Source organism: Pauljensenia sp. C0170B5 (assembly GCF_056590195.1).
On the sequence record NZ_JBWPVR010000003.1, the window covers coordinates 249,069 to 274,265 of the forward strand.

The window sequence follows — 25,197 nt, forward strand, 5'->3', positions numbered from 1 at the left end:
GTTAATCTCATTTTTGGGATAGGGACTTACGTCACACCTACCTAAACTCCAATTGAGAGGACATTGTCATGACCACACACTCAATCGAAGAACTTGCCAACGCAATAGCTTTCGACTCCAACGGCGACAAGCTGGGCGACGTGAAGCAGGTATTTACCAACGATGCGACGGGTGAGCCCGATTTCATCGAAGTTGCTCACGGCCTCTTTGGCATGGGCTCCAGCCTTGTCCCACTGCGTGGATACCGCCTCGACGAGGAAGGCCTGCACCTCGCGTTTGAAAAGGATCGCATCAAGGATGCGCCTGACCTCGCTGATGAAGGTCACCTGACTCCTGAGGATCAGGACACACTGTACCGCCACTACGGTGTCGGTTCTCTGGCCGATGGTGCAGCACCGATCGAGGACCAGGCTCCGCGCACTGCACCGGAATCAGACGTTCCTGCCGCCGCCCCCGTTGCGCCTGTGGCCGACGAGGAAGTTCACGAGGAGGATCGCGCCGCTGAGGCGCGTCACCTGGCTGACCAGGAGCCGATCCACGACGAAGCAGACCAAGGCGAAATCATTCGTTCCGAAGAACAGCTCAACGTTGCCAAGGAACGCGTCGCGACTGGTGAAGCTCAGCTCCGCAAGACGGTCGTCACCGAAACCGAGACTGTCGAGGTTCCCGTCGAGCGCGAGGAAGTACGTGTGGTTCGCACCCCCATCAGTGAGGAAGAGGCAAAGAGCCTGGATGGCCAGGACATCTCCGAGGGTGCTGCTTCCGTGACCCTGCATGAGGACCGTGTCGTTGTCTCCAAGGAGAGCGTGCCTGTTGAGCGCGTGTCACTCGAGACGCAAACCGTTCAGGACACGCAGACCGTGTCAGAAGACCTCAAGAAGGAGCGCATTGAAAGCAACGTCGACGGCGAAGAGCGTCTCGACTGATTGAGCGCGACTCTCACTCAACAATGCGGGTCTTGCAACTTCGTGCAAGACCCGCATACACATATCTCAAGCAGTCTCAGTCATCCACCTGATCGATCACTGCGTCTGCGACCTCACGCATGGACAGGCGACGATCCATGGACGTCTTCTGGATCCATCGGAACGCCTCAGGCTCAGTCATGTCCATCTTTTCCATCAGGAGTCCCTTGGCGCGGTCTACGCGCTTGCGCGTCTCGAAACGCTCCGACATGTCGGAGATTTCTTCTTCCAGTGACTCGATTTCACGGTGACGGGACAGGGCGATTTCAACTGCGGGAATCAGGTCGGCAGGGCTGAAAGGCTTCACGACGTACGCCATAGCTCCTGCGTCGCGCGCACGTTCGACCAGTTCTTTTTGTGAAAAGGCAGTCAGCATGACAACAGCGCAGGAGAGCTCTCGCAGAATCTTTTCTGCAGCTGTGATGCCATCCATTTTGGGCATCTTGACATCCATCACACACAGATCAGGAGTGTCATCCTCGTTGTCGGGCTCCAGTGCCAGCCGAACAGCCTCTTCTCCGTCACTTGCCTCTGCGACGACGTCGAAACCTGCTGCGGTCAGCGTCTCGACAATATCAAGGCGGATCAGGGATTCGTCTTCAGCTACTAACACTTTTCGCGGCTTGTTTTCGTCTGTGCTCATCTGAAATTCCTTCAATTGGTGTCTGATCAATAAATATCTTATCCTTGATGAGCACGTTCGCGTGTGCCCTGGTAGCCCAATTGGCAGAGGCGGTCGGCTCAAACCCGGCTTGTTGTGGGTTCGAATCCCACCCGGGGTACAAATTACTGTGGCGGAATATCAACGAAAAGTTGGTGTCGAGCCGAAAGCAGGCCGTTTTCGTGCAATCTACGTGCAATACCTGACTTTTTACTAAACGTAATCGAGGGGTTTTCCGCCCATTTAAGCCGTTTTGCCCCCCACCTGCGAAAAACGCCTTTCAACCATATTGATACACGGCTATATATGGTTCCCCGGTGTGTCGCCAACCCGCACAGCACAGCCCGAACCGTAACCTGTCACACACCTGCGACCGTTCGGGCGTTATCCTACGCAACTTTCGCGCCGCTCCACTCAAGCGCGGTGATGAGGTGAGTGTTCGCGCTCAAGCTGACCCCACGCCCGACCAGCAACATACGGGTGGAAAGCGAACAAAAATCTTTGGGGCTGTGCCTTGAATGTGCTGGGCGACTTTCAGCCGCAACTAAGTCCCCCATGAGTTCATTTCAGCCCCGTAAGCCCGCCGGTTCACCCCAGGGCGGCCAGTTCGATTCCAAGACCCACGCCACGCTCCCCGACCCAGTAAACAACACCAGCACTGACATCCGTAACAAGGACATCAGCGGCCACTACCACGACCTCGACATCAACCACCAGTCGGTCATGAACGTCACCGGCGACATTAATCTCCACGACGCCACCCTCACCGAAGTTGAGCTCCGTGAATTCAGCACCAACAACACCCACGTCGAGGGGTCAACGTTCAACAAGGTCGATATCCACGACAGTTTCATCTGCAACTCCACCGCCGCCAACCTGACCGCCAATAACGCCTACGTCGCGCACACGAGCCTGACGAAAAACCAGCTCACCAACGTCGCCCTGAACAAGAGTATTTTCACTAGCGTTGACGCCCACGCTCTCCAGGCCGACAACCTGACCGTCACCGGCGGTAATTTCGAGAACACACAATTCATCAGCTCCACGGTCACGGACTCTCACCTCAACGGCAGTGTATTCGAGGACTCCTGGCTCCACTCCGCCGACCTGACCAACACCACCATGACCGACTGCACATTCATCGCGTCAAACTTCAACTACACCAACATGAATAACACCACCATGACCGGCTGCACATTCACCAACACGCCGTTCAACCACGCCAACTTGAACACAACCAGCATGACCAACTGCTCATTCACCTACTGCAATTTCTCCCGCAGCACGCTTGAACATGTCACGCTGGATGGTTCCACGTTCTCCGGCACCAGGTTCAACATTGCCGACGAGGACTATCTGACCGACCTTGAAGCCGCCGGACGTATCCAGATGGAAGGCTGCACGTTCAACGCCGAGCCCCTTGTACAGCCTTAACAGCGAGTGTGAGGCGGAGGATCTAAATGGTGTCAGGTTTGTGTCCTGCCGCCTTGACCGCAGCCTCCAGCCGCAACTAGAGAATCTAGCCCGCACGGGCACGCTGGTAGTGGATGAATGTGAATGGAGTATGGCACGATGAACGGTCGTGACGGAGCTGAAGGATCCTGGCAGGCGCTCACAAACGCGTTCTGGAGCGTGTGGGATCTGATCTGGTCGAACGAAATCCTCATGTGGGTGTTCGTGATCGCGCTCGTCGCGTCCATCGGGTCCATGCTAGGCAAGCTGCTCGGCGCTGGAGTCAGAACCACACTGTCCATTGTGGGAACTGTCGTGGGTATCGGCCTGATCTGGTGGGTGCTGCGCGGCCTGGGTATTCTGTAGGCACCACGAGATGGTCACGCGCGAGTCAAACCGGGTTCCGTACAGTCAAACGCGCGCCAAAGCCCGGTAACACTTCAGCCACGCCTGGGTAAACGTGCGTCAAGAAAAGGTCAACGTGCCGCCATATCGCAGCGTCAAACACAGGTCAAGCACTGGTCATGGGCTGGTCACGCATGAACCGCCACGGTAGGAACCCGCCCCCTTAACGCAGTGCTTGATTCTCGCACCACCATGCGAACAAACCATCGTCATGTACGCGGGGCCGGGCAGGTACGCTGCCCTGACGGCACCAGATACCCCCTCCGGCAACATGGCCGACGAGCTGTCCTCACTCTTCCACGCCCGCCAACCACTGCAACGCTACGTACTGGTCAAACAGGTGCCGCTCCTCGCGGTCCAGCAGATACGCGTCAGCCCGCCTGAACATTTCAGCTTCGCTCATGTTCAAGCGCTCCAGAATCTCACGCATCCGAGACTCCACCTGCTCGTCGGTCACAAACCTCACATGTTCACTCATGCTCCTCCTTGTGGGACACGCGTCTCCATGACCACACGCCCACACCCAGCACCACCAGGACAGTCGCGCCAGCAGCCCACACCGGCCACACACTCTCCCGACGCCCCTCAATCGGAATCGGATCATGCGACTCGTCAAACCACGTGCGCTCCCCCACAACCACCAGGCGATGAGTATTCACACTGTACGGCGTGCACGTCACCAGCGTCACCAGGTCACGGCCAGCCACGCGCTGCGACATGAGCGACGCCTCCTCAGGAGTCTTCACCTCTTTCATCGTGACCCTGTACGCACCCGTCCACCCGCCGGTCCGCACATAGAAAACGTCGCCAATCTTCACGTCTTTGAGCCGGTCGAACATGCGGGACGCGCGCAACCCCGTGTGAGCCGTGACCACACTGTTGCGATCCACCCCACCCACCGGAAGGTCGGAGCCGAACAAGTGCCCCGCACCCCGCTCCAACGTGCCAGCCTCCGTCCCGTGATAGACCGGCAAGTCAATACCCACGGTGGGCACCACCACGCGGCTCATCACGTCCGAAACACCAAACACCAGTTGGCTGCGATACTCCTCATCCCCGCCACCAGCCGACGGCATCACTGTTTTCGACGCGTTGTAGGCGCGCGCAGCCTCCACAACTTTCTCCCACCCCACAGTGGTCGACTCCTGCGAGTAGGACGCGATCTGGTCAGACTGGACGATGCTCGCCACCCAGCCGCCCACAAACGGGTAGAACGCGAGGCACACACCTATCAGCATCCCCACGATTCCCACGATGACGGGCCGGTGGGACGCGGCGCGCCGCACATGTCTCGGCCCTGCTTTCACGCTCACACCCATCCTTGTGGGACACACACCACGCACCTGGAACGCCAAGGCGACTCCCGCGCGGGTCGGCAACACAATGGTGGGGGCAGCCCGCGCAAGCGAACCACCCCCACCACGCTAGGGAATATAGGTCAGTCGGCTTTCCTGGCTGAGCGGGCGGCGACAAGTGCGCCACCAGCAGCAACCAGGATTCCGGCAACGATCAGAACGTAGAAGCCGGTCGAACCGGTACGGGGCAGGAACCCGCCACCGTGGGCCGGAACGTTCTTCACTTCGATCGCAGTGGCGGAAGCAAGCTGTCCGGCCACATCGAACTGGATCGGCTCGGCGAGCAGTTCGTAGCCGGTCGGAGCCTTGGTCTCAACCAGCCAGTAGTACATGTAGCCAGTAGCACCCTTCTCGACTGCCGCGCCATCAGCGAAGTTCGAGTAGCGCAGGCCGTCGAACGTCACAGAACCGTCCTGGTCGGTAGCCTTGGCTTTAATGATCTCGGTTGCGGTCTTGAAATCGTTGGTGGACGACGCGTACACCGCGAACTCAGCACCCTCAAGAGGCTTGTTCTCCTGGCCCGTCTTGTGCAGCTTCACGCCACCGAACTTGGTCTGCGGAATATCAGTCGGGGTTCCACCGTTCTCCACGGACGCAGCATTCGGGTAGAACATTGCCTGGTTGTTGATCTCGCCCGCAGCATTCACGCGGGTGACGATCGTGGTGACAACCTTCGCAGCCTTGTCAGCCTTGATGGCTGCCAGAGCCTTGGCACGACCAGCCTCGGTCAGCTCCATGGTGAAAGCCTGACCCTCAGCCTTCACCGTGTAGTCAGCCTGCTCTGCCGATTTTCCACCGATAGTCACGGTGGCGCTCTTGTAGGTCAGCTTCGGATCCAACTGGTCAGTCACGCGGTACAGGTCGGTCGCCTCACCGCCAGGAATAGATGTGGTCACGTTCCACACAACATCAGACGAACCCATGAAGTTCGCAGCCGCATCCTTCACGGCCTTTTTAGCCGAACGCACATCGTTCTTCGGGTAGACGTGAACGTCGTAAACCCACTTGTTCAGGTCGGTCGGGTGCGTCATCGGGATCGTCACGACGAACGGGGCGACACCCGTGTACTTCTGCATCTGCTCGGTGGTCAGCTTTTCTTCCACCTTGTAGGCACCAACCGGCAGATCAGCGAACTTGGCAATACCGTCCGACTCTGTCGTCTGCTTGACCGGTGTACCCTCAGTAATCGTACCGGGCAGTGCGGAACCGTCCTCCACGGCCTTCACCGCGCCCTTCAGATCAGTCCACCCCGCGTTCGTCTTCAAGTCGATACCGTTGAGCGGAATCACATCAAACTCGATCCCGTCAATCGGATCACCCTGAATGGACTTATCCTCAAGACCCGTACCATGCTCCGGCTGAGTGTTCGGCTGAGCCAGTTTATGAACCGTCAGCGAACCCGTATCCTTGTCAATGCTCGGGTGGTCAGCGGCCATTGCGCCACCGGCACCACCCGCCAGGCCGGTCATCGCGATCACGCACGCGGCACCTACCGCCAGAGGCTTACTCCTCCAGAAGTGTTTCACGAGAAAACTCCTTACCTTGTTGAAGTCTGCCCACAGCGCCACGCCACGGGCAGCCGCCAGAACACCTGGCGGGAAACACTATCCGCGCCACGCACCACCAACCTCTCCACTACTCGACAACCAACTCACGACCTTCTGCGCACCACCAGCAGGGACGCTGCGCCGATCAGGACGCCCATCATGATGAGTGCCACGTAGCCGGGCGCACCCGAAGCAGGGAACACCACATTCGCATACGCGCTGAACTCCGCATCATCTTGCGCCAGCTTCCCGCTCGTCACGCCCACACCAACGGCAAACACCTGATCCACATGCTTCGAAGGTGCCGTCACCGTCAGCGTGCCCACGCAATCCACGTGCTCACCCTTCTTCAACTCGCCCTCCACGCCAGGCCACTGGCACGTGAAGTCCCGCACCTGGTCATGACCCACGATCGTGTGATCCGACCAGTCCACGCTCTTCAGGTCTTCGCCACCACTGTTCGTGATACGCACGGTCACAGCCACGTCCTGCCCATCATTAGCCGGAATGTTCGTCTCGAACACGCCATCAACCAGGCGGCCCTTCTGAACCGTGAGCATCGGGGCGGGCAATTCGCGCAGGCGCACCCGCATCGATGACGAATCACTGACCGGAGTCTTCGTAATAGTTGACGTTCCCGTCACGGTTACCGTGTCGCGGTGCTCGTCCTGACCTTCCTTGTGGGACAAGGCCAGGGGGATACGGCACGTGAGTGTGCCACCCGGCTTCAACACGGTCTTACTCGCATCCGTGAACGTTGCCGTCTGGTCTGCCGTCTTCAGGTTGCCGATCGCGCACTGAGCAGTGGTCGCGCCCGCATAATCAGCGGCAGGACCCTTCTCCAGCACGTCACTGAACGACAGTGAGCTGACCGGTTCTTCACCCGTGTTCGTCACCACGATCGTCTGGAACGGTTTGTCCGTGTCGTCGACCACCGCGTCCTGAGAAAGTTTCGCCAGGTCGGTCTCCGTGTCGTTGAGCGCCACACCCTTATGAACACTGATCGCCGCATCATACGTCACCAGGCCCGCATTCACGTCTGTCTTCGTACGAGCAGAAGATGTCAGCGTAATGTCATAGCTGGCGCCGTTCGCGGTGTCGGCACATGACACGTTAGCCGAACATGACTGTGCTCTCGTGGTGAACGCCCACGACTTTTCAGGATCAGGATTATCACCCGCGTTAAACACGACACGGTATGTCCCCATAGGCAGTCCGTCGAACGTGTACCGCCCGTTCTGGTCCGTCACCTGCGTGGTGACAGGAACATTACCCCGCATGAGTGTGACCGTTGAACTCGCAATATGTTTCTCACCGCTGGAAAGTCTGCCGTCCTTATTGCCGTCCCAGAACACCGTTCCGGTGATTGAACCCACAGGACTGGTTGTCTTGGGCACTTGCGCATACACCTGGTCGCACTGGTCACCGGGGGTCACCCAATCGTCTGTCGCAGTACACGAACTATTACCAGTGAGCTTGCCGAACCCAGTGGGGTTTTTCGCGTCGAAGGCGGGGGTGTTTGCCGTAGTGGGTGTGTTACGCGGAGTGCGGGTCTGTGTGTAAAACGCCTGGTTCGTGATCACCTGGTTCAACTGTGTCTGGTTCACAATCCCGCTCACCGTGTATGTTATGGACTCGCCAGGCTTCAACAGTGACACGTTATATGTGCGGGTCGTATTTTTTCCGTTGCTCGCCGTTGAAGAAGGGGAAATAGGCTGAATACCATTGACGAAACCGTCAACCTGACGCATATACCCATCCGACTGTGCGAGTTTGTACACGTTCCCCTTGTTGGTGACGTAGAAGTAGTAAGGGTGTAAGTCATAGGGGTTCGCTCCCTTGGATACCGAAACGATATTTCCATCGTCGGGCATACCAGGATAACTTGATGACCACCTGGGGGGACCTGTTATCCAACCGCGTAGCAGATTCCAATATAGAACACCGCTCGATTCACGTAGGTAGAATTCTCCATCTATCTCTTCGGATCCCACGAAAGTGGCGGGCCCGCCGTTCGGACCCTGCGGGGAGGTTTTGTAGGCTTCTTCCATAGACAGTCCGTATAGTTGTCCGTCGCCCGCTATCAGCACGTTCTGGCTTGGGTAAACTTCCACCACATCTTCCAGTGGGCCGGTGTATTCCCCCCTGACATACAATCCGACTTTCTCGAAGTTACATTGAGTGAAATGATTTCCCGTCATGTCGACATAGAGTTTCCCGTCAATGCCGATGTACATCATCTCGTCCACGGCTTTCGACACGTTTCTCGCGCCGCAATACATGGTTCGAGCACGAGCCTTTTGGGGAGCCTTCTCGCTAGGAAGCACCCCATTCGGAGCGTAGGCAAGCCCGTTCTTTGCCGTGAGGAAGCCATCGCGAATACTCGTGACCTGGGTCCAGGAGTTCGCGCCAATAGTCGCTCCACTACCGTCTTTAATGGGTTCAGGGTTAGGGTTGGCGCTGCTTGATAAGTACACAATGCCCTTGTCAAGACTCATCCTGATCTTATTCCGATCGGCATCCCAGTATTCCTGCCCCCGCATCTTCCAGGAGTTCGAGACAGCGTTCACAGGGCGAATATCCCCATTGTCATAAATGACAACAGGCACGCTTTTATCAATTTTGGATTTGACAAGCTTGACGGCCTTCGCACCGGTCTTCGCATACAGCTGGTGTACTGGAGCAACCTCAGCTACACCGTCCTTCACGAGATACGGGATCCCGCCCGAAATCACATAAATGCTGGGGTGATCGACAATCCACGTACTATTCGGATCCACTACGTCTCCTATCGAGTGGATCGGCACACCGTCATCAGTTGTCACGACCTTGACTGTGGTCTTTCCACTTTCATAGGACTGCCAGACTATAGCTCCGTCACTTCTACGGAAGTAAAAGCCGCTGGAGTCGAGGGATTCGACAATTTTCGTTCCCGTTGAAACGGTGACCCCTGAGACGTTGTTGGACGTTACGTCCGAGAACACGCCGTTAGTTAACGGAACGTTCCCATCATTTTTAACAGTGACGTTCCACGACACCTTGCATTCCTGCCGTCCGCCGGAACATACTGCCGCCGCAGGATCTTTCTTCACGTCAACGTAAGGGTCGGCAGCAAACAGTGAGAAATCCATAGAACCGATGCGCGCGTTCTTGGCAACGTCAATGTTTGTCGACCTGTCTGATGCAAAGACACCGCGAGCCCGTGGAGGCGACGACACGATTGAAGACGGGTTTTTCATCCCCTTCCGGCTGCTAGATTCACGGTCCGTCGGATACCCGCTGATTCTCGTTGCGTATGTGCCGGAGCGGAGTTCAATGAACTCGTAAGAACCATCGCTGTCTGTCGTGGTTTTTTCGATAACCGCCCCATCCTTGTCGAGAAGCTCAACCGTCACACCACTGATAGGTTCGCCCGCACTGTAAACGCCAGATCCGTCCTCTTTGTCGTTCCAGAAAACGTGTCCGGACACTGACGAGGAGACAACTTTGATGTCGGCTGGCCACGCCATGACCTTGTTATTGTCAATGCCGGTGGCATGGACCGGACCCACCCACATGAGATACTCGTCGCCAGTCTTATTCCCCTCCGGCTCCAAGTCGATATTGACGCGGGTCACGCCAATTTTGCCATTTCCACCATCTTGATGGACTTTCACAGCAGTGGTGTCTCCACCACATGTTCGTGACCACCGTGTGCGCGAATCAGTTGGATCAAGCGAAGGGTTAGGCGTGTTAGTGCACATGAGTGTTGACGATGCGTCCGAATTGCCACGGTCTATACTGGCTTTCTTCAGGGTATAGGTTCCATGAAAGTTGGACTTGACCGGACCGTCGTAGCCTGTACTGCCCGACTGGCGAAGCGTTTCCATGAACTGACTGTCATTACCTTTGCCTGGCAGGACGACCACGGTGTCTGTCTTGTACGCGCCTGTTTCGTGCGCGCCGGAAATGGTGACATCCCACGACAACAAGTCACCGACTTCGACTTCCTTAACCTTTGGCTGTAAGTACTCGCTGACGGTGGCAAGCCGGTCAACTACCAGGGAGTGTTCTCCGCTGGCTGTCAGGGGGTGTGTTTTTCCATTAAGAAGGTGCCCGTTCGTCGTGACCGTAGCTGACAGTGACACTGAGTCTTCCGCTATCAGGGACACGTCACCTGTCAGTCGGACTTTCGGAAGTCTTCCTACGCTTTCACCATCGTTTTGGTAGAACGAGTTCACCTGGATGGAGTCATCAATCGAGAGGACGAGACTTCCGGGCTTCGCGTTAGGCGTTCCGCATCCTGTTCCGTCGGTCTTTTCGACAACAGTCCACGGTTCTTGAATGTCGCGAATGTTGAGAAGGCATGGGTCTGTTGTCAGTCTCATGACTGAAGGACCGAAAAGCTGTTTGACGGTCGCCTGGTTCTTGATGACAGACTCAACAGTGTACGTGACAGTCCTGTCGACAGGATCCACTTTGCTCACCCTGTTAGATTCGACACGAAGGTCAATACCCATGGGGGATGGCAATGCTGGGACCAATTCCCGCTGGTTTACCCTGTTATCAGTCTTCCCGTCTACCAGTCCTGTGGCAGTGTCTGGTATTGATGCGGGTATTGGTTCGGTGAACGTGTTGACGACCTGCGGCATTGTGAACGACAGTGGGTTCGCAGACTCGTCGGTAACGTTCGTGAATGTGACGCGGACAGCTCTGGCACCCTTGGGGGCTTCCATGGACTCGATCCATTCGCCTGAGCCGGATGTCACTTGCCTTCCGGTGGCTGACAGCGACCATTCGACCTTCACGCCGGATGGGGTCCGGCCACCCCAGTCGATGGTGGATTCCCCACGGCTTGACACGTGTCGCGGGTCCCACTGGTCGGTCACCGTATAGGTATGTGTCCCCTGGGTTGGGTAAACTTTAAGAACAGTGTTGAATTCCGTTCCCTCGGCAACCAGTCTGGTGCCACGGTCTCGGACAGGTATCGGGGAGTCGTTCATTATTTTGTTACCGGGATCCCATAGTGTTTCCCACATGTCGAATGGCCGGTAGAGCTCCTTGCCGAAAATTCTCCCCGGTGGTGGTGGCAGCGGCTTGTAGACCGCCAGTCTCACATAGTCGTTGTTTCCAACACCGAAGCCTTGTATGGAATTTGTCCCCCGCAGATTCGCGGTGGAATCCTTCACTCCAAGCCCATCTCCAGGCTGCCACCCGTCCCCGTTGTTGCGGTATATGTCAGTCGCGAACGCGTTTTTATCCAACTGGAAGTGGGGGGTAAAAACTTTCGATTCTCCGTCAGCGAGGTCGCCCCATGATTTCACCGAGTATTCAAGTCGGGCTTTCCCCTTGTGGGTGGGGACAATAACTTTCCCGTCACGAACTTCAAGTGTTTTACCGTCGAGTGTCCATGTGGCTTCCGGCATTCCGCCCGTGTCGAGTGTTCCTGACCACGGTGTGGAAGCTGTGGCGCCTTTTGTAGAGCCAGCTCGTATTAGTTCCTCGGGGGTGAGGGTGACCGAGCCTTTGGTTTGGCTTGCTTTTTTGGACGTGCACATGGCGCGGTTGCATGTATCTGTGGATACCACCATGTCGGCGCTGGGGGCGCTCACCACGGTCACTGACGGGGCTTCAGCAAGCTCGTCGCCTGTCTTCACGCCCATAGACTGACCAGATACCGCCACACCGGCAGTGTCTCCACCTCTCATGGTCAGCGGCACTTTCACAGTGATCGGCACACCGCGCTTGAGCGAATACGTGCACTGCCCGTGCGTACTGCTTCCCGTATATCGGGAGGACACGAACTGGTTGGACGCGCACAGGCTCGAATTATCCTTCCGGGAAAATGTTAGAAATTCGGGGGCTTGAAAGTCGACGACCACTTCCCTCTCGGGTCCTGCGGCAAACTGCGTGGTCACCTCGTATTGCACAAAGTCATTCGTTGCCACTACCCCATCAGTGGGAGTGTCATCAGCCGGGCTGAACCCGTTTTTTGTCTGAATGAACGTTTGAGCGGGGGTACCGTGGCCTGTCCCGTCGTAAATCTTCTGGATCGTACTGAACGCGTACGACTGCTGAGCTGCTTGGGCGGTCGGTGTCACGCTGGCGAGCATGGTTCCGACCATGGACGTGGCAAACAAGGCCGCAAGGATTTTACCAAAACCAGTTTTTCTCACGATAAAGCCTCCAACTCATTTCCCTACTTGACGTAATGCGACAAACAGTGCGGTGTGCATCCGATCAGCCTGCGCACTTGTCCAGTTCGCGGTCGATGGCACGTTTTTCGGCGCGCGTCATCGACAAACCATACTTAGTTTTGACCTCCACTTGACGAGAAACATACTCGCAGCGGAAAGACTTGTTCGACGGGAGCCACGTGGCAGCATCCCCATCCTTTTTCGCCATGTTCGCCGGACCATCCACAGCCAAAAGGTTCACCGGGTCATTCGCAAATTGGAGCCGTTTCGCATCATCCCACGCGTTCGCCCCCGACACCCACGCGTTCGACAACGCCACCACGTGGTCAATCTGCACCGCGCTCGACGTCTTATTCCCGCGCGTGAATCGGATCGTCTTACCCGTGTACGGGTCATCCAGCACTCCACTGGTCACCACACAGTCATGCGTCCCAGGCTTGAACGTCACTCCGGTCAGGTCGCGCGCCAAAATATCGTTACGCGTATCGCACCCGTTATGGTCAACGTCCGACCATGCGGGGCCAAACGCGTCCCGCTCATACCCGGTTTTCGGAGCTTTCCCCTTCACGTCCACGTCATCCAGGGCTTGCTGAACCTGCGTGATAATACTGGTGCCAGCCTCCTCGGCCTTCTTTTTCGCCTCATCCCAGTCCACGTCGGGCGCCCCACCCGTCTTGGGTGCAGTCACGACAGGCGGGTCAACAATGGCATCAGGGTTACCGAAACCGAGAGCCGTGGACACGTCGCGCCACACTCCCGTATGCGTGAGATAAATAGCCATGCCGAGCACGATCAGTGCCGACACGATCCATTTCAACCCGTTTGCAAACCTCATGACCCTCCTTGTGGGACTGGTCGCCTGGTCGCGCACCGTGCGGCTAACTCCAAATGATGTACCCCGTGCAGTTCGTGAATGTGAAGCGCTCCTCCTGGTCGCGGCGCAGCCTTAAACCATCCACGTTGCAGTCACGAATGTGTGCATGATCGTCTTCTTCGAACAGCATTCCGTGCATGTTCGACCCGCGCAGGTCACTGCCAATGAACTGTGCTCCCGCTGCTGGGCATTCGCCCTCAAAAGAGGTACGACGCATGTCAGTGTTTTTCACGTACATGTTCTGCACGTTCGTGTTGGTGAACGTACAGTCACACGCCGTCGTGTCCATGAGGGCGAACTGGCTGATGTCCGAGTCGGACACTTTCATGGCGTTCGCGCTTCCGCCACGGACTTCAGCGTCCTGCATCGAAACGTTATGAATAGTTGCGCAGGCAATAATCGTGTCATCAAAACCGGCGTGATCCATCATGGTGTCAGCGATGTCCATGTTAGCCAGGTCGCACGAGAGCGCTTTCAGGCCGTACATTTCGCAACCGCGGATCGTGATGTAGCCGCCCTTCACACTGGTCCACTGCATGTCGGGGCTGGTCATCCTGGTGAACCTCATCCCGTCAGCGTGCGTGTTGGTGAGTGCCAGTTTTTTCGACTGGCCGCGCGTGAAAGAGGTGTTCATGAGAGACGTGTTGATGATTTCACTGTCACTGAAGTCGGTTTGCGTGCATTGCGCGCCGTTCATGTCGCATTCGATGAAGGTGCTTCCTCCCCACCCGCCCGTGGGTTTTGAGTCGCGCATGGAGCAGATGTGGACGATGGACGGCTCGTAGCTCCAGTTCCCGACTTCGTTATTGTCAAAGCACTGTCCGGCTATGATGGGGCGGGCATCACTGATGACATCCCCCATGTCGATCGCAGCGTGGGGCTTGGTGTCGAACTGGCCACCCTGGGTGGATCCGGCTGGTTTGCGGGGCTGAAAAGAACTCATGGAACTACCAGTTGCGGCTGGAACAAAACGCTCGGGTTGACCAGCACGAAAGTTGAGTGAGCCAGAACCCGAGTAGGCGATAAGGCGAAGGTCGCTGGCTGGCGGCACTCGCAGTCAGTCCATGACCGCCGCGCTTGAGAGTGGAGCGTCCCAGCAGGCCAGGGCGAAAAGTCGTGCGGCTAAGACGAACACGGTTGGGTTGACCGGCACCGGAAGCCAGTCCACGACCGCCGCGCTTGAGAGTGGAGCGCCCCAGCAGGACAGTGTGGAAAGTCGTGCGGCTGGGATAAAACGCGTGAGTCGGAGGCGCGAAAGTTGAGCGGGTCGTGTGGTTGTGCGCCAGTTTTTGAATCGGAGCCCCGCACGGGCATGAAAAAGGGCGGCTCACCACTCACTTTTACGAGTATGAAACCGCCACTTTTCGCTTGCATTCCGCCGAAAAACCGGTGTTCACCAGTATATCAGTGGGAAGTGTAGAGAGAACCCAACGTTTCACTCGGTCAGTCAACCAGTTGACCCAGTATATCAGTGGGAAGTGTAGAGAGAACCCAACGAGATCATCGATTTCTAAGGCGAGAGCGCCAGTATATCAGTGGGAAGTGTAGAGAGAACCCAACAGCAAAGCTGTGTTATATGGCCTCATGACCAGTATGAGGTGGGAAATGTAGAGAGAACCTAACCAACCAAGCCAACAACCCAACGCGTCAGTCGTTCAACGCCTCGAATTCTCCGATAGGATCGCTCATCAGCCACGCGACCGACTGGCCAACATCACTCGCCCAGCACAACATCACAGACTCGTCATCCCACACGGTTGCACGACCCTGATCTACGCGAACCCCTAGAGTTCTCCCGGTTGCCTTGTCACGAACGACGCCTTCGCATCCCACCAGTGTCCCCCGCTCATCACGCACGTTGACCAGTTCGCACACCGCGCCCGGACAGTGCTTGCGGACACTGTTTCGCACGCTCGTCTTGCCCACGCCGCGCACAGGCTTGCCGCCACGCGACGCATCATGCGCACTCGACCCTCCAGGACACTCACCACGTGCGCCCAACTCCCCATGATCCAGCATTGCGTCAATTTTGCGGCCAATCATACGAGCTCACCCACGTTCTGCTCATCCAGGCGCCTGGCCGTGTCCAACAGGTCATTCAGCTCATCGATCACGACTCCCAGGGCGCGCACCACCCCCATTTCAAACGTGATGTTTTCTGTGCGCTCGAACGTGGCTGCCGCGTTCATCAGGAGAGTACCGAACTCGCCGTCACTGACAAGCCGGTGCACCGAGTCGCGGATCGTGTCCTCAATCATTGTCATCACCTTCAGCGTCCACGATCGTGCTGCGCACGTAGGCGCATTCATCTATCACCGTTTCCAGGGCCGTCGACATGGCGTCTGACGGTTCACTGTCAGGGTGAAGGCTCATGTGAGTGTGAGCGCACCGGATGAGGAACACTCCCAGTTCGCCCTGGGTAATACTGTCGCGCACCATCATGCGTACCGTGTCTGTCATACGCCTACTTGTGGGACGAGTCCGCGCCTCGCGCCACCAGCCGCAGCAGTTTGACGCATGTATGATCTCGAACCTCAACGCGTCCGCCACACGGCACACACAGCAGCCAGTCTTGCCCCCGAGTTCGGGTCTTCCACCACCAGCCCGACCGTTGATTTCTGCCCACGCCTGACGGTGAAAAGGGGGGGGATCAAGCCAGATGGTTAACCTGCTGGTTTAAGCGGCGGTTTGTGGAAGCGGGCCGCCAGCCAAATAGTCGCGCACCATCTGGTCGAACTCGCGACGAATCGCACTATCGTCCAGGCACACGTCAATCGCCTCATCTTCGGTTAGTTCCACTGGCATCTCATCTGTCATCGTCATGGTAAAAACTCTCCATCCAACTGTCTTCTTGGCCCCTGCCTGAAGGCTGGGGGTTCCTTATGTCAATGCGCGGCACTCTCAGCCTCACACGTAGGGTTTGACGGGGGCGTCCACCCACTCATCATCACCGAGCAGTTCATGGACACTCTTACAAACACGTTCGGCTGACTCCTGCACCATTTCAGGTGTCCTGTCCTGGACTTTCGACCAGCCCCACAAGTATTGAGCGTGACCCCTGGTCGCCTCCTCATCATTCACGCCGCTCGCACGGAAAATGACGTGCGCAATGGAGTCGGCCTCCACTTCCATCTGCCCACGGTTACCGTCATGCCCCGTATGGTACTCGTCGAAACGTTCCAGATGGCCCGCCACAATGTGTCCCAGCTCATGCGCCATGACGCGCGCCTGCTCAGCCTCACTGAGCCTTTCGTCAATCACAACCTCCCGTGTCAGTGGTGACGTGTACCCGTCAGCACCGGAGAGGACTTTTCTTACGACGATTTTGAATCCGCGTTTCTCGATCATGCGAGTGAGGTTCTGTCGAAGCTGGGCGGGAGCCTCCACCTGGGCGTGATCACGTTCCAAAAGGGGTTTGCCATGCGTCTGAGACACGTCGAACACGCTGCCAGTCTTAAAGCCGACAAGCTGGAGGACGGGGCGACCATTCTCGTCAAGCATTTGCGTGCCGTCATCCTCTTTCAGGCGCACGACAACAGGACAGAGGATTTGAATACCGTGCTCACCTTTCGTGACGGAGCGCCCCAGCCCCTTCCACGTGCGAAAAGAAGCGACCCGCTCGGCATCGGGGCGTTGCATGTAGATGAGCATCTGATTGTTGAACGAGTAGTTGTGAAACTTATGCATCTGGTTGAGGTAGGAGAGCCAGTTGGCGTCGGTGTCGAGGTTTTTGACGGCAGTGTCGAGTTCGGCGCGAATGGCTTCGAGTTTTTCCTCCATCGTGTCGTAACGCTTATGGAAGACGTCCTCATCCAGGTCAAGGTCGACTGCGGCGTGGGGTTTCGTGTCAAACTGCCCGCCTTGAGGACTCCCGGCGGGCTTACGGGGTTGGAAAGAAGTGGTCATGGGTGACCTAGTTGCGGCTAGAACGGACACGGTTGGGTTGACCAGCATGAAAGTGGAGCGAGCTTCAACCCGTGCCACCACCCTGGTGCAGGTCACCAGCAGACCGGCACCGGAAGCCAGTCCACGACCGCCGCGCTTGAGAGTGGAGCGCCCCAGCAGGACAGGGCGAAAAGTTGTGCGGCTGGGATAAAACGCGTGAGTCGGAGGTACGAGAGTTAAGCGGGTTGCGTGATCGTGCGCCAGTTTTTGAATCAGAGCCCCGCACGGGCATGAAAAAGGGCGGCTCACCACTCATTTTTACGAGTGTTAAACCGCCACTTTTCGCTTGTATCCCGCCGAAAAACCGGTGTTCACCAGTATATCAGTGGGAAGTGTAGAGAGAACCCAACTCCAAAGTTAGAAGACGGCAAGCAGGTTCCAGTATATCAGTGGGAAGTGTAGAGAGAACCCAACTGTTTCACAAGCGTTACGACACGATGGACCAGTATGTCAGTGGGAAGTGTAGAGAGAACCCAACGTTGGTCAAGCGATAGTCACGGTATGCTATTGCCACTCTTTCGCAACCTTAATGAGCGCGTTGGAAATTCCACGCATCCACCCCTCGGGATCCCCATTGCCACGCACATGCACGCACTCGCCCGTCACGTCACTACGCATCGTCAGGTCAGCGCCCCCGCGATCCCACGACACGCTCACGCTCCCTACTTCAGTGTCAGCAGTCATGAACCCGCGACTCATGCCATGCATTCGAGCCGCCACATCCCGATACGCGTCCACCACCGACTCCACGTCGCGGCGAGCCTGGAACCGATCCGAAACGTCCACGCCCACAGCCGGAACTTTCCGCCCGTCCTGAAACTCCAACAGGACACGACTCCCACTGTTTACAGTGCGGGTGCGCCCATCCCCCACCGAGCACGCGCCATACTCGCTGTAGTGATAGTCGAAAGCCTCGTCAATGGCGGCCTGAGCCCACTGCTCGTCCAAAAACGCTCGAACGCTCGGATCTTCCAGACCCCCCGGCTTGCCGGTCACCTCTTCGGGCCACTCGTCGCGTGGAATGTAGCGCTCCACGTCCGGCCAATCCTCCGTGTTGCCCGTCGTGAATGTGTGCTTACCTTGATGGACAATAATATCCGCCACGACAGCACCGTCCTGAATTGTGGGGGCAATTTCAATCACGGCACCATCGGAGTCCGTCGTCATCAAGCTGCCGTACGTGAACGGGTATTCGCCTGCGCGCCACGAGTAGCGCGACCGGTCGTGCATGTCGAGAGGCATCTGGTCGTGTGGCTTAGTGTCGAACTGACCGCCCTGGGGTGAACCGGCGGGCTTACGTGGTTGAAAAGTGCTCATGGGTGACCTAGTTGCGGCTAAGACGAACACGGTTGGGTTGACCGGCACGAAAGTGGAGCGAGCTTCAACCCGTGCCACCACCCTGGTGCAGGTCACCAGCAGACCGGCACCGGAAGCCAATCCACGACCGCCGCGCTTGAGAGTGGAGTGTTCCAGCAGGCCAGGGCGAAAAGTCGTGCGGCTAAGACGAACACGGTTGGGTTGACCGTCACGAAAGTTGAGTGAACCAGAACCCGAGTAGGCGATAAGGCGAAGGTCGCTGGCTGGCGGCACTCGCAGTCAGTCCATGACCGCCGCGCTTGAGAGTGGAGTGTTCCAGCAGGCCAGGGCGAAAAGTCGTGCGGCTAAGACGAAAACGGTTGGGTTGACCGGCACGAAAGTGGAGCGGGCTTCACCCCTGATCTGGTATCCAAAGCTCTGGTCGCTGGAAGTCAGCCACGGGCGGGTGTGGGGTGAACACGAACGCATCAAACGACCGGGGCAAGCCCCTTGCGGCTGGGACAAAACACGCGTGAACTGGGTGGTGCGACAGTTGAGCGAGCCAGAACCCGAGTAAATAGTGGGGCGAAGGTCGGTGGTGAACAAAGTGATACAGGTTACAATGTCCTTAAAGTCTCATCGACCCAAAGGAGAGAACTATGTCAACACCAGTACAACCCGGCAACACGAGCCGCACACCTGACAACACTCCCCCAGCCACCACATCCAGCGACACGAACATGCTCGACCAGTGGAACACTCCCGCCACACCCACCTACCAGCAGACCCCACCCTACGCGACACAATCCATGCCAGCAGCCAGCTCCACTGACTCCATCGGCGCATGGATGCTCGCACTCCTCCTCACCGGTATCCCAGTCGTCGGACTCATCTACATTCTCGTTGTCGCGTTCGGAGCGTCAACCTCACTGGCACGTAAAAACTGGGCGCGCGCAATGCTCGCATGGCGCATCATCATCATCGTCCTCGTCCTCATCGTTCTGATCGCAACCGGCGGAGCAATCGGCTCCTTCATGCGCAACTACTAGACCACTACAAAGGCGGCCCGTCACTCAGCTGGGAGGCGGGTCGCCTTTTTCATGCAGACGCGTCCTCGTCTAACGCGCCCGAAATAGCCCATGCCCTCGGCCACATCTCCCAACACACACGGTCAAACAGCCCAGGCACGTCACCAATATCCTCCAAGCCGCGCGACGCGGTGCCAGTCGACGGGTGCTCCACAGCCCACCACTCACACGTCGACCCGTCACGAGCCCCCACTATGCACACCGTTCCCGTATCCGGGTGATACACGTGCAGCGTCACCAGCCCATCCGGGTCATACATCGTGGCCGACATGACGTCCGGCGGCTCCAGCGACCCGCCCCAATCCGCGCGCAGCAGCCGCACCCTACTGAACGGGGTTCGCGCCACCGCCATCTTCCACACCACGGGCGATACACTGTTCGCCACCGCGTCCACGAGCGCCTGCGGCCTCAACTCCAACGGGGACCGCACACGACCTTCCACGCACCCCGCGCGATCCACTTTCACACTCACCATGTCATCACCAGCCAACAGTTCACCCGAACGCGTCACCTCACCTGTCAGCGCGTACGACACGCCCGTCACGTCGAAACGAACGGGAATCTGGCCGGACGTGGACACGACAGTAGATGAAGGGCTGACACTGACGCGGCACGTGGTGGAGCCTTCGAACGCGCGCGCCACCTTGATGTCCGCCACGCCACACACGTTGCACCTGTCCAACACGCCAATCATGCTCAACGCACACTTGTAGGCACGCACGTGGTCAATGTTCAGTGAATCGAACGGCACTCCACCCACGCTTGCCACCACCAGGCGCGACCCAGTGGGAGTGATTCTCAGTGGAACCTGCCGTAGCCCTACGCTCTTCATGCCCCTCCTTGTGGGACGAGCTGGGTTAACTCGTTCTGATGCGCACCGGCTTACCGGAACAGCCGAACGTGAGCGAGCACGACGTGGGGGCAGCCCCTTTCAGGGAGGCGAAACGCCCGCACTCAGGACAGATCGTCACCGACGTTGCAGCCACATCCAGCAGGGACGCCCACCGCAATACGCACGCCCACTCGTCCTCGCTGATCTCCCACTCACCTAAAACGCGCGGGCGAGAAACGGCGTGAGCATACACCTGGCGGAACGAGCGGCCCTTGCGGATACGCGCAAAAATACTGCCAGCCCTCGTCGCGTCTTCAAGCCTGTCGGTGCTCATCACGATCATCCTTGTGGGACGCTCCCGCTACTCAGGCAGCGCTGCGCTTCACCCAGCACGCCGTCAATCAGCAGGCGAAGCACCCCCGCATCACGCGCAGATCCACCAGACCTCTCACCATCCACAGCGTCCACCCGCTCACGCTTATGCTCCAACACTTCCATGATCCGCTCATCCAACGTGCCACTGCCCACCAGGGTGGTCACCCACATGGTGCGGTTCTGCCCAATCCGACGCACCCTGTCCACCGCCTGGTCAATGGTCGCCGGAGTCCAATCCGCCTCCACGAACACGCACCTGCGACCCCTCGTGAGCGTCACGCCCACACCGACCGCCCCCATGGAGGCCACCAGGACACCCACCTTGCCGGACTGGAACTCGTCCACTATGCGCGTTGAGTCGGTCGACCCGCCGCGAATCATGCGCCACGACACTCCCAGCTTGTCCAGCTCGTCAACCAGATCATCGCCCACCTCACGGTGATGCACCCACACGAGAAGCGGATCCTCATACACTCCGTCTACAGGCGGGTTAGCTTTCACATGCTCACCGATCACGTGGCACGCCGCTTTCACTTTCGCTCGCCCCGCCGCCACGCGGAGCCTGGAAATCAGCTCAAACGAGCGTGAATACGGGTCGTCCCCATCTTCCAGCATGTCGCACACCTGCCGGATCACGTCCTGGTGGGCGGTGCGGAACACCTTGTCCTCCACGTCCACCGTGGTCGTGGTGAACACAACGTCGGGAAGGCCGAGCACATCTTTTTTTGCGCGCCGCACCCAACACGAGGAAGCGAGCACGTCACCCAGGTGAGGCAGCTGTCGTTTACGCGCCACCCACCCACGGTACTTATCGGGACGCATATAGGTGGAGTAGAACTCGGACCAGCCGCCAAACACAGGCTCCAACAGTCCCACGCAGTCCAGTATGGGGGCAAGGTCGGACGGTTCGGACACCATGGGCGTGCCGCTGAGCGCGACTTTCAGTCCGTCAATACGCCTGGCGAGACTCAAAACCGCGCCGGTACGTTGAGCGGCAACGTTTTTCATGCGGTGCGCCTCGTCCACGATCAGCCCGTCTGCCCACGCTCCAAGCTGGACGGGCAGGTGGGGGCGGGCAGCAAGAAGCGAGTCGGATATGACGACCACGCCGCGAGTCGGCATATCGTCGGACGGCTGAGTGATGGGGATGGTCCAGCCGGATGCTTCAATTTCGCGTTTCCAGTTGGGGACGACAACGGGTGGGCACACAACGACGAGCCTGCGGGTTCGGGCGGTGGCGTGCGCACAGATCGCCTGGATTGTTTTCCCCAGGCCGGGTTCGTCCGCTATGAGCCTGCGCCCAGCCAGGACAGCCTGCACGCCGCTGGCCTGGAAGCCAAACAGGGGCCGGTGTGGGGCAAACAGGCGAGCTTCACCTTCCACGTGGATAAGGTCGGGTGCTGCTGCCAGCCTGGCCACGTTACTCTCACTGACCGTACTGTAGGTGCGTGAATTCGTCTGGGTGCTGGAACCGACCAGGCCGGATCGTGCGCAGTCCGGCTCGCTGGCCATGAAGCAGTGACGGCGAGTATCCCACGCGCAAAACGTGGGCAGCGACTCTTTCACGTCATCGTATGGCTCCAGTCGCGGGTAGATGCGGATCCACCCATCACGCGACCGCACCATCACGCGACTCGCCACGTCACTCAGGTCGCGGATTTTCCCACCGGCAGCTGTCACGTCCACGTGGAAGTCTGCCGCCTCCAGGTCGGCCATGAACGTGCGTGTCACCGCGAACACACGCCATGTTTTCGACCCCGCATCCCAGTGACGATCCGGCATGGTCTTCACCCAATCCAACAGGGTTTGCCACCGACCACCCACGCGAGCCTTCTCGAAAGGAGGGAACTGGAGGTCAACGTGAGGGGTTCGGCGCGTCCCGCCTAAAACAGCCATCTTCATGCCCCTCCTTGTGGGACAAGACTCCCAGACACGCGGGACTGCAACCGCCCGTGTGTCGCATTAACACACGTGAAGGCTCTGTGTGTCCCACAAGTGGGGTGCGACAGGTCCTCAACGGACACAACAACTCATCAAGAACAGGATGACCACGTAATGAAACGTCTCCCAGTGGCGAAAACAGTCGCCAGCCTTTCACTTCTCACATTGCTTGCCATGACAGCATGTTCAGGCCCCTCCCCGTCTACCGAGACGGACACTCCATCGCCTGACACCACGGTCAGTCAGTCAGCCGACCAACAGTCCGGTGATGACCAGCAGTCAGGAACCACGACACCTTCCGGCACGAACGCTCAACAGAAGAAGAGCACCACTGTTACCGCGCCGAAAACCCCCGGCAAGCAGGGTGGCTATATTGTGCACGGCACTAACGGTCAGGTAGCCGCGCAAAAAGCCAGGCCCAGCCAGAAGGCGAAAGCCACGAAGCCGGTCGCCCGCCCGTCTGCCCCCGGCCACAAGGTCACCCCGACTCGGCCTGTTGAACCAGCCCACCCCGTGACCCCTCCAGCTCCCAGCAAGCCGGATACTCCAGCCCCTGAGAAGCCGGACACTCCAACCCCTGAGAAGCCGGATACTCCAGCCCCTGAGAAGCCGGATACTCCAACCCCTGAGAAGCCGGATACTCCGACACCTGAGAAGCCGGATACTCCAACCCCTGAGAAGCCGGACGACCAGCAGATCGCCAAGGCTGAAGCCGCCCTCATCTCAGTGGTCAAAGTTCGAGACGAGGCACGCTCCGCGTACATGTTTGCGACCGCCACTAAGAATCAGGCTCTCGCAGCACAAAAAGAAGCCCATATTCGTCTCCAGGCAGCCCAGCGGCGCACTGAACACGTCCGATCAACATTCACGGACATCGAAAAACAGGCACTCGACACGTATGAGGCAGCCCACGCACGGTACGAGGAGGCGCAAGCCAGTTATGACAACGCCAGCGCAGCCCTCAGGTCAGCCGTCCAGACTGAAAAACAGGCACGTGACAACTATGAGGCAGCCCAGAGCGTGATTGACGCCGCCGAAAAGGCCACGCCATTCAACTGGCAGAAAATGACGCTCGACCAGAAGAAAGCGTACCTGGCTCACCGCGTCCAGGAAAAGATCAACGAATACCGCGTCCAAGGCGGACTCGCACCCCTGCCAATGGTGACCCGCTACAACCAACTGTGCAACGACTTCGGCCAATGGATCGTTGAAGGTGAGAAGAAAGACGGCAATGGCTGGCCCCTCCGCTTCGAACACCTGTACGACGGTGGCGGGTACGACGCGTTCAACAAAAAACACCCCGAAATTGGTGTCACTGAAGCCGAATACAACCAGCACACGGTCGCACGGGACCTTCCCGGTGACACGATGAACACGAAGGTTGAAAACCTTGCTGCACGCTGGAGCAGAGACAGTAATGGCAAGGTGACAGAGAACCTGGATTCCGCCGACCCCGACGTGATTGCAGCCAACATTTTTAATGGGCTCGCCAACTCGAAGGGTCACAACAGGAACTTCCTGAACGCGGACATTAACGCCGCAGCAGCAGGGCTCGGGTATAACGCCAAGACGGGCCAATGGGTTTACGTGTGGCGCGGACTAGGCTTCACCAGCACGCCCGCCGACGCCTACAACGTTCAGGACACCACCTCGTGGGCCGGAACGGACGCGACCCACGGAGTGTCCTTTAAAGACAACCAGTACGTCAAGAACGGTGACTACAAGAGTCTGAAACCGTCGGAAGACTACCATCCGATCAAGGGTGTCACCACAACAAAACTGACCAACCCGCTCACAGAACACACGCCCGAAGCCGCTCCTGAAGATGTCAAGGCTGCGCAAGACGCCAAGAAGGCTCTTGAGGCGGCAACAGAAAACACAGCCCAGGCCACAAAGGCAGCCGAAACCGCCAAGACCGAACTGGACGCTGCCCAGCAGGCCGACCAGGACGCCAAAGCGGCATACGAAAAAACAGCCGGAAAACAGGCTGGACTCCTCACACGAGTCGAACGCCTCGAAGCTGAAGCCCAGGAATCTTACGACAATGCCGAAGCCGCAGCCGAGCAGGCCGTCAGCGCCGAAACAGACGCGCAGGCCGCGCTCGACACGGCACAGGTAGGCGTGGACAAGGCGAAAGAAGCCGTTGACGCTCTGGAAGGTGAAGGCGCGGGAGACCGCATCGAATCCAACTATGAGGGCAACGTCAATCGTGGCGCCCCCGTCCTGACCCCCGAAGACTGACAGTCACTGACAGTTCAGCCCCCTGGCCGCGCATGGTCGGGGGG

Annotated in this window: 22 protein-coding genes and 1 tRNA gene; 7 read left to right on the plus strand and 16 right to left on the minus strand. The window is 58.2% G+C overall.

From position 1 onward, the window contains the following. Positions 1–68 precede the first annotated feature (68 nt). A complete protein-coding gene (locus AC1EJZ_RS06255) occupies positions 69–926 on the plus strand; it encodes a YsnF/AvaK domain-containing protein (protein WP_480294241.1) in 858 nt (285 codons plus the stop codon). A 76-nt stretch (positions 927–1,002) separates the two neighbouring features. Here the strand turns inward: AC1EJZ_RS06255 and AC1EJZ_RS06260 are convergent, their stop codons facing one another. Beyond that, on the minus strand, positions 1,003–1,608 hold the full coding sequence (locus tag AC1EJZ_RS06260; protein ID WP_058236643.1) for an ANTAR domain-containing response regulator: 606 nt from the start codon (positions 1,606–1,608) through the stop codon (positions 1,003–1,005). Between the two features lie 65 nt (positions 1,609–1,673). Between AC1EJZ_RS06260 and AC1EJZ_RS06265 the strand changes: the two genes are divergently transcribed. The 3 genes from AC1EJZ_RS06265 (at position 1,674) to AC1EJZ_RS06275 (ending at position 3,444) form a co-directional block, all read left to right on the plus strand. After that, a tRNA-Leu gene (locus tag AC1EJZ_RS06265) sits at positions 1,674–1,747 on the plus strand. A gap of 434 nt (positions 1,748–2,181) precedes the next feature. Further along, positions 2,182–3,060, plus strand: coding sequence for a pentapeptide repeat-containing protein (locus AC1EJZ_RS06270; protein ID WP_480294242.1), 879 nt, complete (start codon positions 2,182–2,184; stop codon positions 3,058–3,060). 138 nt (positions 3,061–3,198) lie between these two features. Then, complete coding sequence (locus tag AC1EJZ_RS06275) at positions 3,199–3,444, plus strand: hypothetical protein (protein ID WP_141757394.1); 246 nt, start codon at positions 3,199–3,201, stop codon at positions 3,442–3,444. 328 nt (positions 3,445–3,772) lie between these two features. On the opposite strand, the gene AC1EJZ_RS06280 is transcribed toward AC1EJZ_RS06275, so the two are convergent. The 12 genes from AC1EJZ_RS06280 to AC1EJZ_RS06335 all read right to left on the minus strand — a co-directional run bounded on the left by AC1EJZ_RS06280 (position 3,773) and on the right by AC1EJZ_RS06335 (position 18,697). After that, positions 3,773–3,961: a hypothetical protein gene (locus AC1EJZ_RS06280; protein WP_480294244.1), complete on the minus strand. Its 189-nt coding sequence runs from the start codon at positions 3,959–3,961 to the stop codon at positions 3,773–3,775. Beyond that, positions 3,954–4,796 carry a class C sortase gene (locus tag AC1EJZ_RS06285; protein WP_480294246.1) on the minus strand — a complete coding sequence of 281 codons (843 nt, stop codon included), beginning with the start codon at positions 4,794–4,796 and terminating at the stop codon, positions 3,954–3,956. Before AC1EJZ_RS06285 ends, AC1EJZ_RS06280 begins: the two co-directional genes overlap by 8 nt. Positions 4,797–4,921: 125 nt before the next feature. Further along, entirely contained in the window at positions 4,922–6,364 is a 1,443-nt protein-coding gene (locus AC1EJZ_RS06290; protein WP_480294248.1) for a SpaH/EbpB family LPXTG-anchored major pilin, read from the minus strand. Between the two features lie 125 nt (positions 6,365–6,489). Then, on the minus strand, positions 6,490–12,540 hold the full coding sequence (locus AC1EJZ_RS06295; RefSeq protein ID WP_480294250.1) for an SdrD B-like domain-containing protein: 6,051 nt from the start codon (positions 12,538–12,540) through the stop codon (positions 6,490–6,492). 64 nt (positions 12,541–12,604) lie between these two features. After that, entirely contained in the window at positions 12,605–13,396 is a 792-nt protein-coding gene (locus AC1EJZ_RS06300; RefSeq protein WP_227469352.1) for an HNH endonuclease family protein, read from the minus strand. Between the two features lie 43 nt (positions 13,397–13,439). After that, positions 13,440–14,378, minus strand: coding sequence for a pentapeptide repeat-containing protein (locus tag AC1EJZ_RS06305; RefSeq protein WP_480294252.1), 939 nt, complete (start codon positions 14,376–14,378; stop codon positions 13,440–13,442). Positions 14,379–15,082: 704 nt separating this feature from the next. After that, complete coding sequence (locus tag AC1EJZ_RS06310; protein WP_480294254.1) at positions 15,083–15,478, minus strand: hypothetical protein; 396 nt, start codon at positions 15,476–15,478, stop codon at positions 15,083–15,085. Next, a complete protein-coding gene (locus AC1EJZ_RS06315) occupies positions 15,475–15,699 on the minus strand; it encodes a hypothetical protein (protein ID WP_193600036.1) in 225 nt (74 codons plus the stop codon). Before AC1EJZ_RS06315 ends, AC1EJZ_RS06310 begins: the two co-directional genes overlap by 4 nt. After that, positions 15,686–15,895, minus strand: coding sequence for a hypothetical protein (locus AC1EJZ_RS06320; RefSeq protein WP_480294257.1), 210 nt, complete (start codon positions 15,893–15,895; stop codon positions 15,686–15,688). The genes AC1EJZ_RS06315 and AC1EJZ_RS06320 overlap by 14 nt, the downstream gene beginning before the upstream one ends. Positions 15,896–16,111: 216 nt before the next feature. Further along, the gene (locus AC1EJZ_RS06325) at positions 16,112–16,258 is read right to left on the minus strand and encodes a hypothetical protein (protein ID WP_480294258.1); all 147 of its coding nucleotides are present in this window, start codon (positions 16,256–16,258) and stop codon (positions 16,112–16,114) included. 84 nt (positions 16,259–16,342) lie between these two features. Continuing rightward, the gene (locus AC1EJZ_RS06330; protein WP_480294260.1) at positions 16,343–17,341 is read right to left on the minus strand and encodes an ArdC-like ssDNA-binding domain-containing protein; all 999 of its coding nucleotides are present in this window, start codon (positions 17,339–17,341) and stop codon (positions 16,343–16,345) included. Between the two features lie 543 nt (positions 17,342–17,884). Next, complete coding sequence (locus AC1EJZ_RS06335) at positions 17,885–18,697, minus strand: hypothetical protein (RefSeq protein ID WP_480294261.1); 813 nt, start codon at positions 18,695–18,697, stop codon at positions 17,885–17,887. 286 nt (positions 18,698–18,983) lie between these two features. Between AC1EJZ_RS06335 and AC1EJZ_RS06340 the strand changes: the two genes are divergently transcribed. Together AC1EJZ_RS06340 and AC1EJZ_RS06345 are read left to right on the plus strand one after the other, a co-directional pair. Further along, a complete protein-coding gene (locus tag AC1EJZ_RS06340; RefSeq protein ID WP_480294263.1) occupies positions 18,984–19,253 on the plus strand; it encodes a hypothetical protein in 270 nt (89 codons plus the stop codon). Positions 19,254–19,335: 82 nt separating this feature from the next. Continuing rightward, the gene (locus tag AC1EJZ_RS06345) at positions 19,336–19,725 is read left to right on the plus strand and encodes a hypothetical protein (protein WP_480294264.1); all 390 of its coding nucleotides are present in this window, start codon (positions 19,336–19,338) and stop codon (positions 19,723–19,725) included. 49 nt (positions 19,726–19,774) lie between these two features. Here the strand turns inward: AC1EJZ_RS06345 and AC1EJZ_RS06350 are convergent, their stop codons facing one another. The 3 genes from AC1EJZ_RS06350 to AC1EJZ_RS06360 are packed head-to-tail and all read right to left on the minus strand — an operon-like array spanning position 19,775 to position 22,873. Continuing rightward, a complete protein-coding gene (locus AC1EJZ_RS06350) occupies positions 19,775–20,596 on the minus strand; it encodes a hypothetical protein (RefSeq protein ID WP_480294265.1) in 822 nt (273 codons plus the stop codon). A gap of 25 nt (positions 20,597–20,621) precedes the next feature. Then, positions 20,622–20,930, minus strand: coding sequence for a BTB/POZ domain-containing protein (locus AC1EJZ_RS06355; protein WP_141757383.1), 309 nt, complete (start codon positions 20,928–20,930; stop codon positions 20,622–20,624). A gap of 5 nt (positions 20,931–20,935) precedes the next feature. Next, a complete protein-coding gene (locus AC1EJZ_RS06360) occupies positions 20,936–22,873 on the minus strand; it encodes a DEAD/DEAH box helicase (protein ID WP_480294266.1) in 1,938 nt (645 codons plus the stop codon). Positions 22,874–23,026: 153 nt separating this feature from the next. Here AC1EJZ_RS06360 and AC1EJZ_RS06365 point away from each other — a divergent pair, with 153 nt between their 5' ends. Beyond that, positions 23,027–25,153, plus strand: a complete 2,127-nt coding sequence (locus AC1EJZ_RS06365) for a hypothetical protein (RefSeq protein WP_480294268.1) — start codon at positions 23,027–23,029, stop codon at positions 25,151–25,153. Positions 25,154–25,197 lie beyond the last annotated feature (44 nt).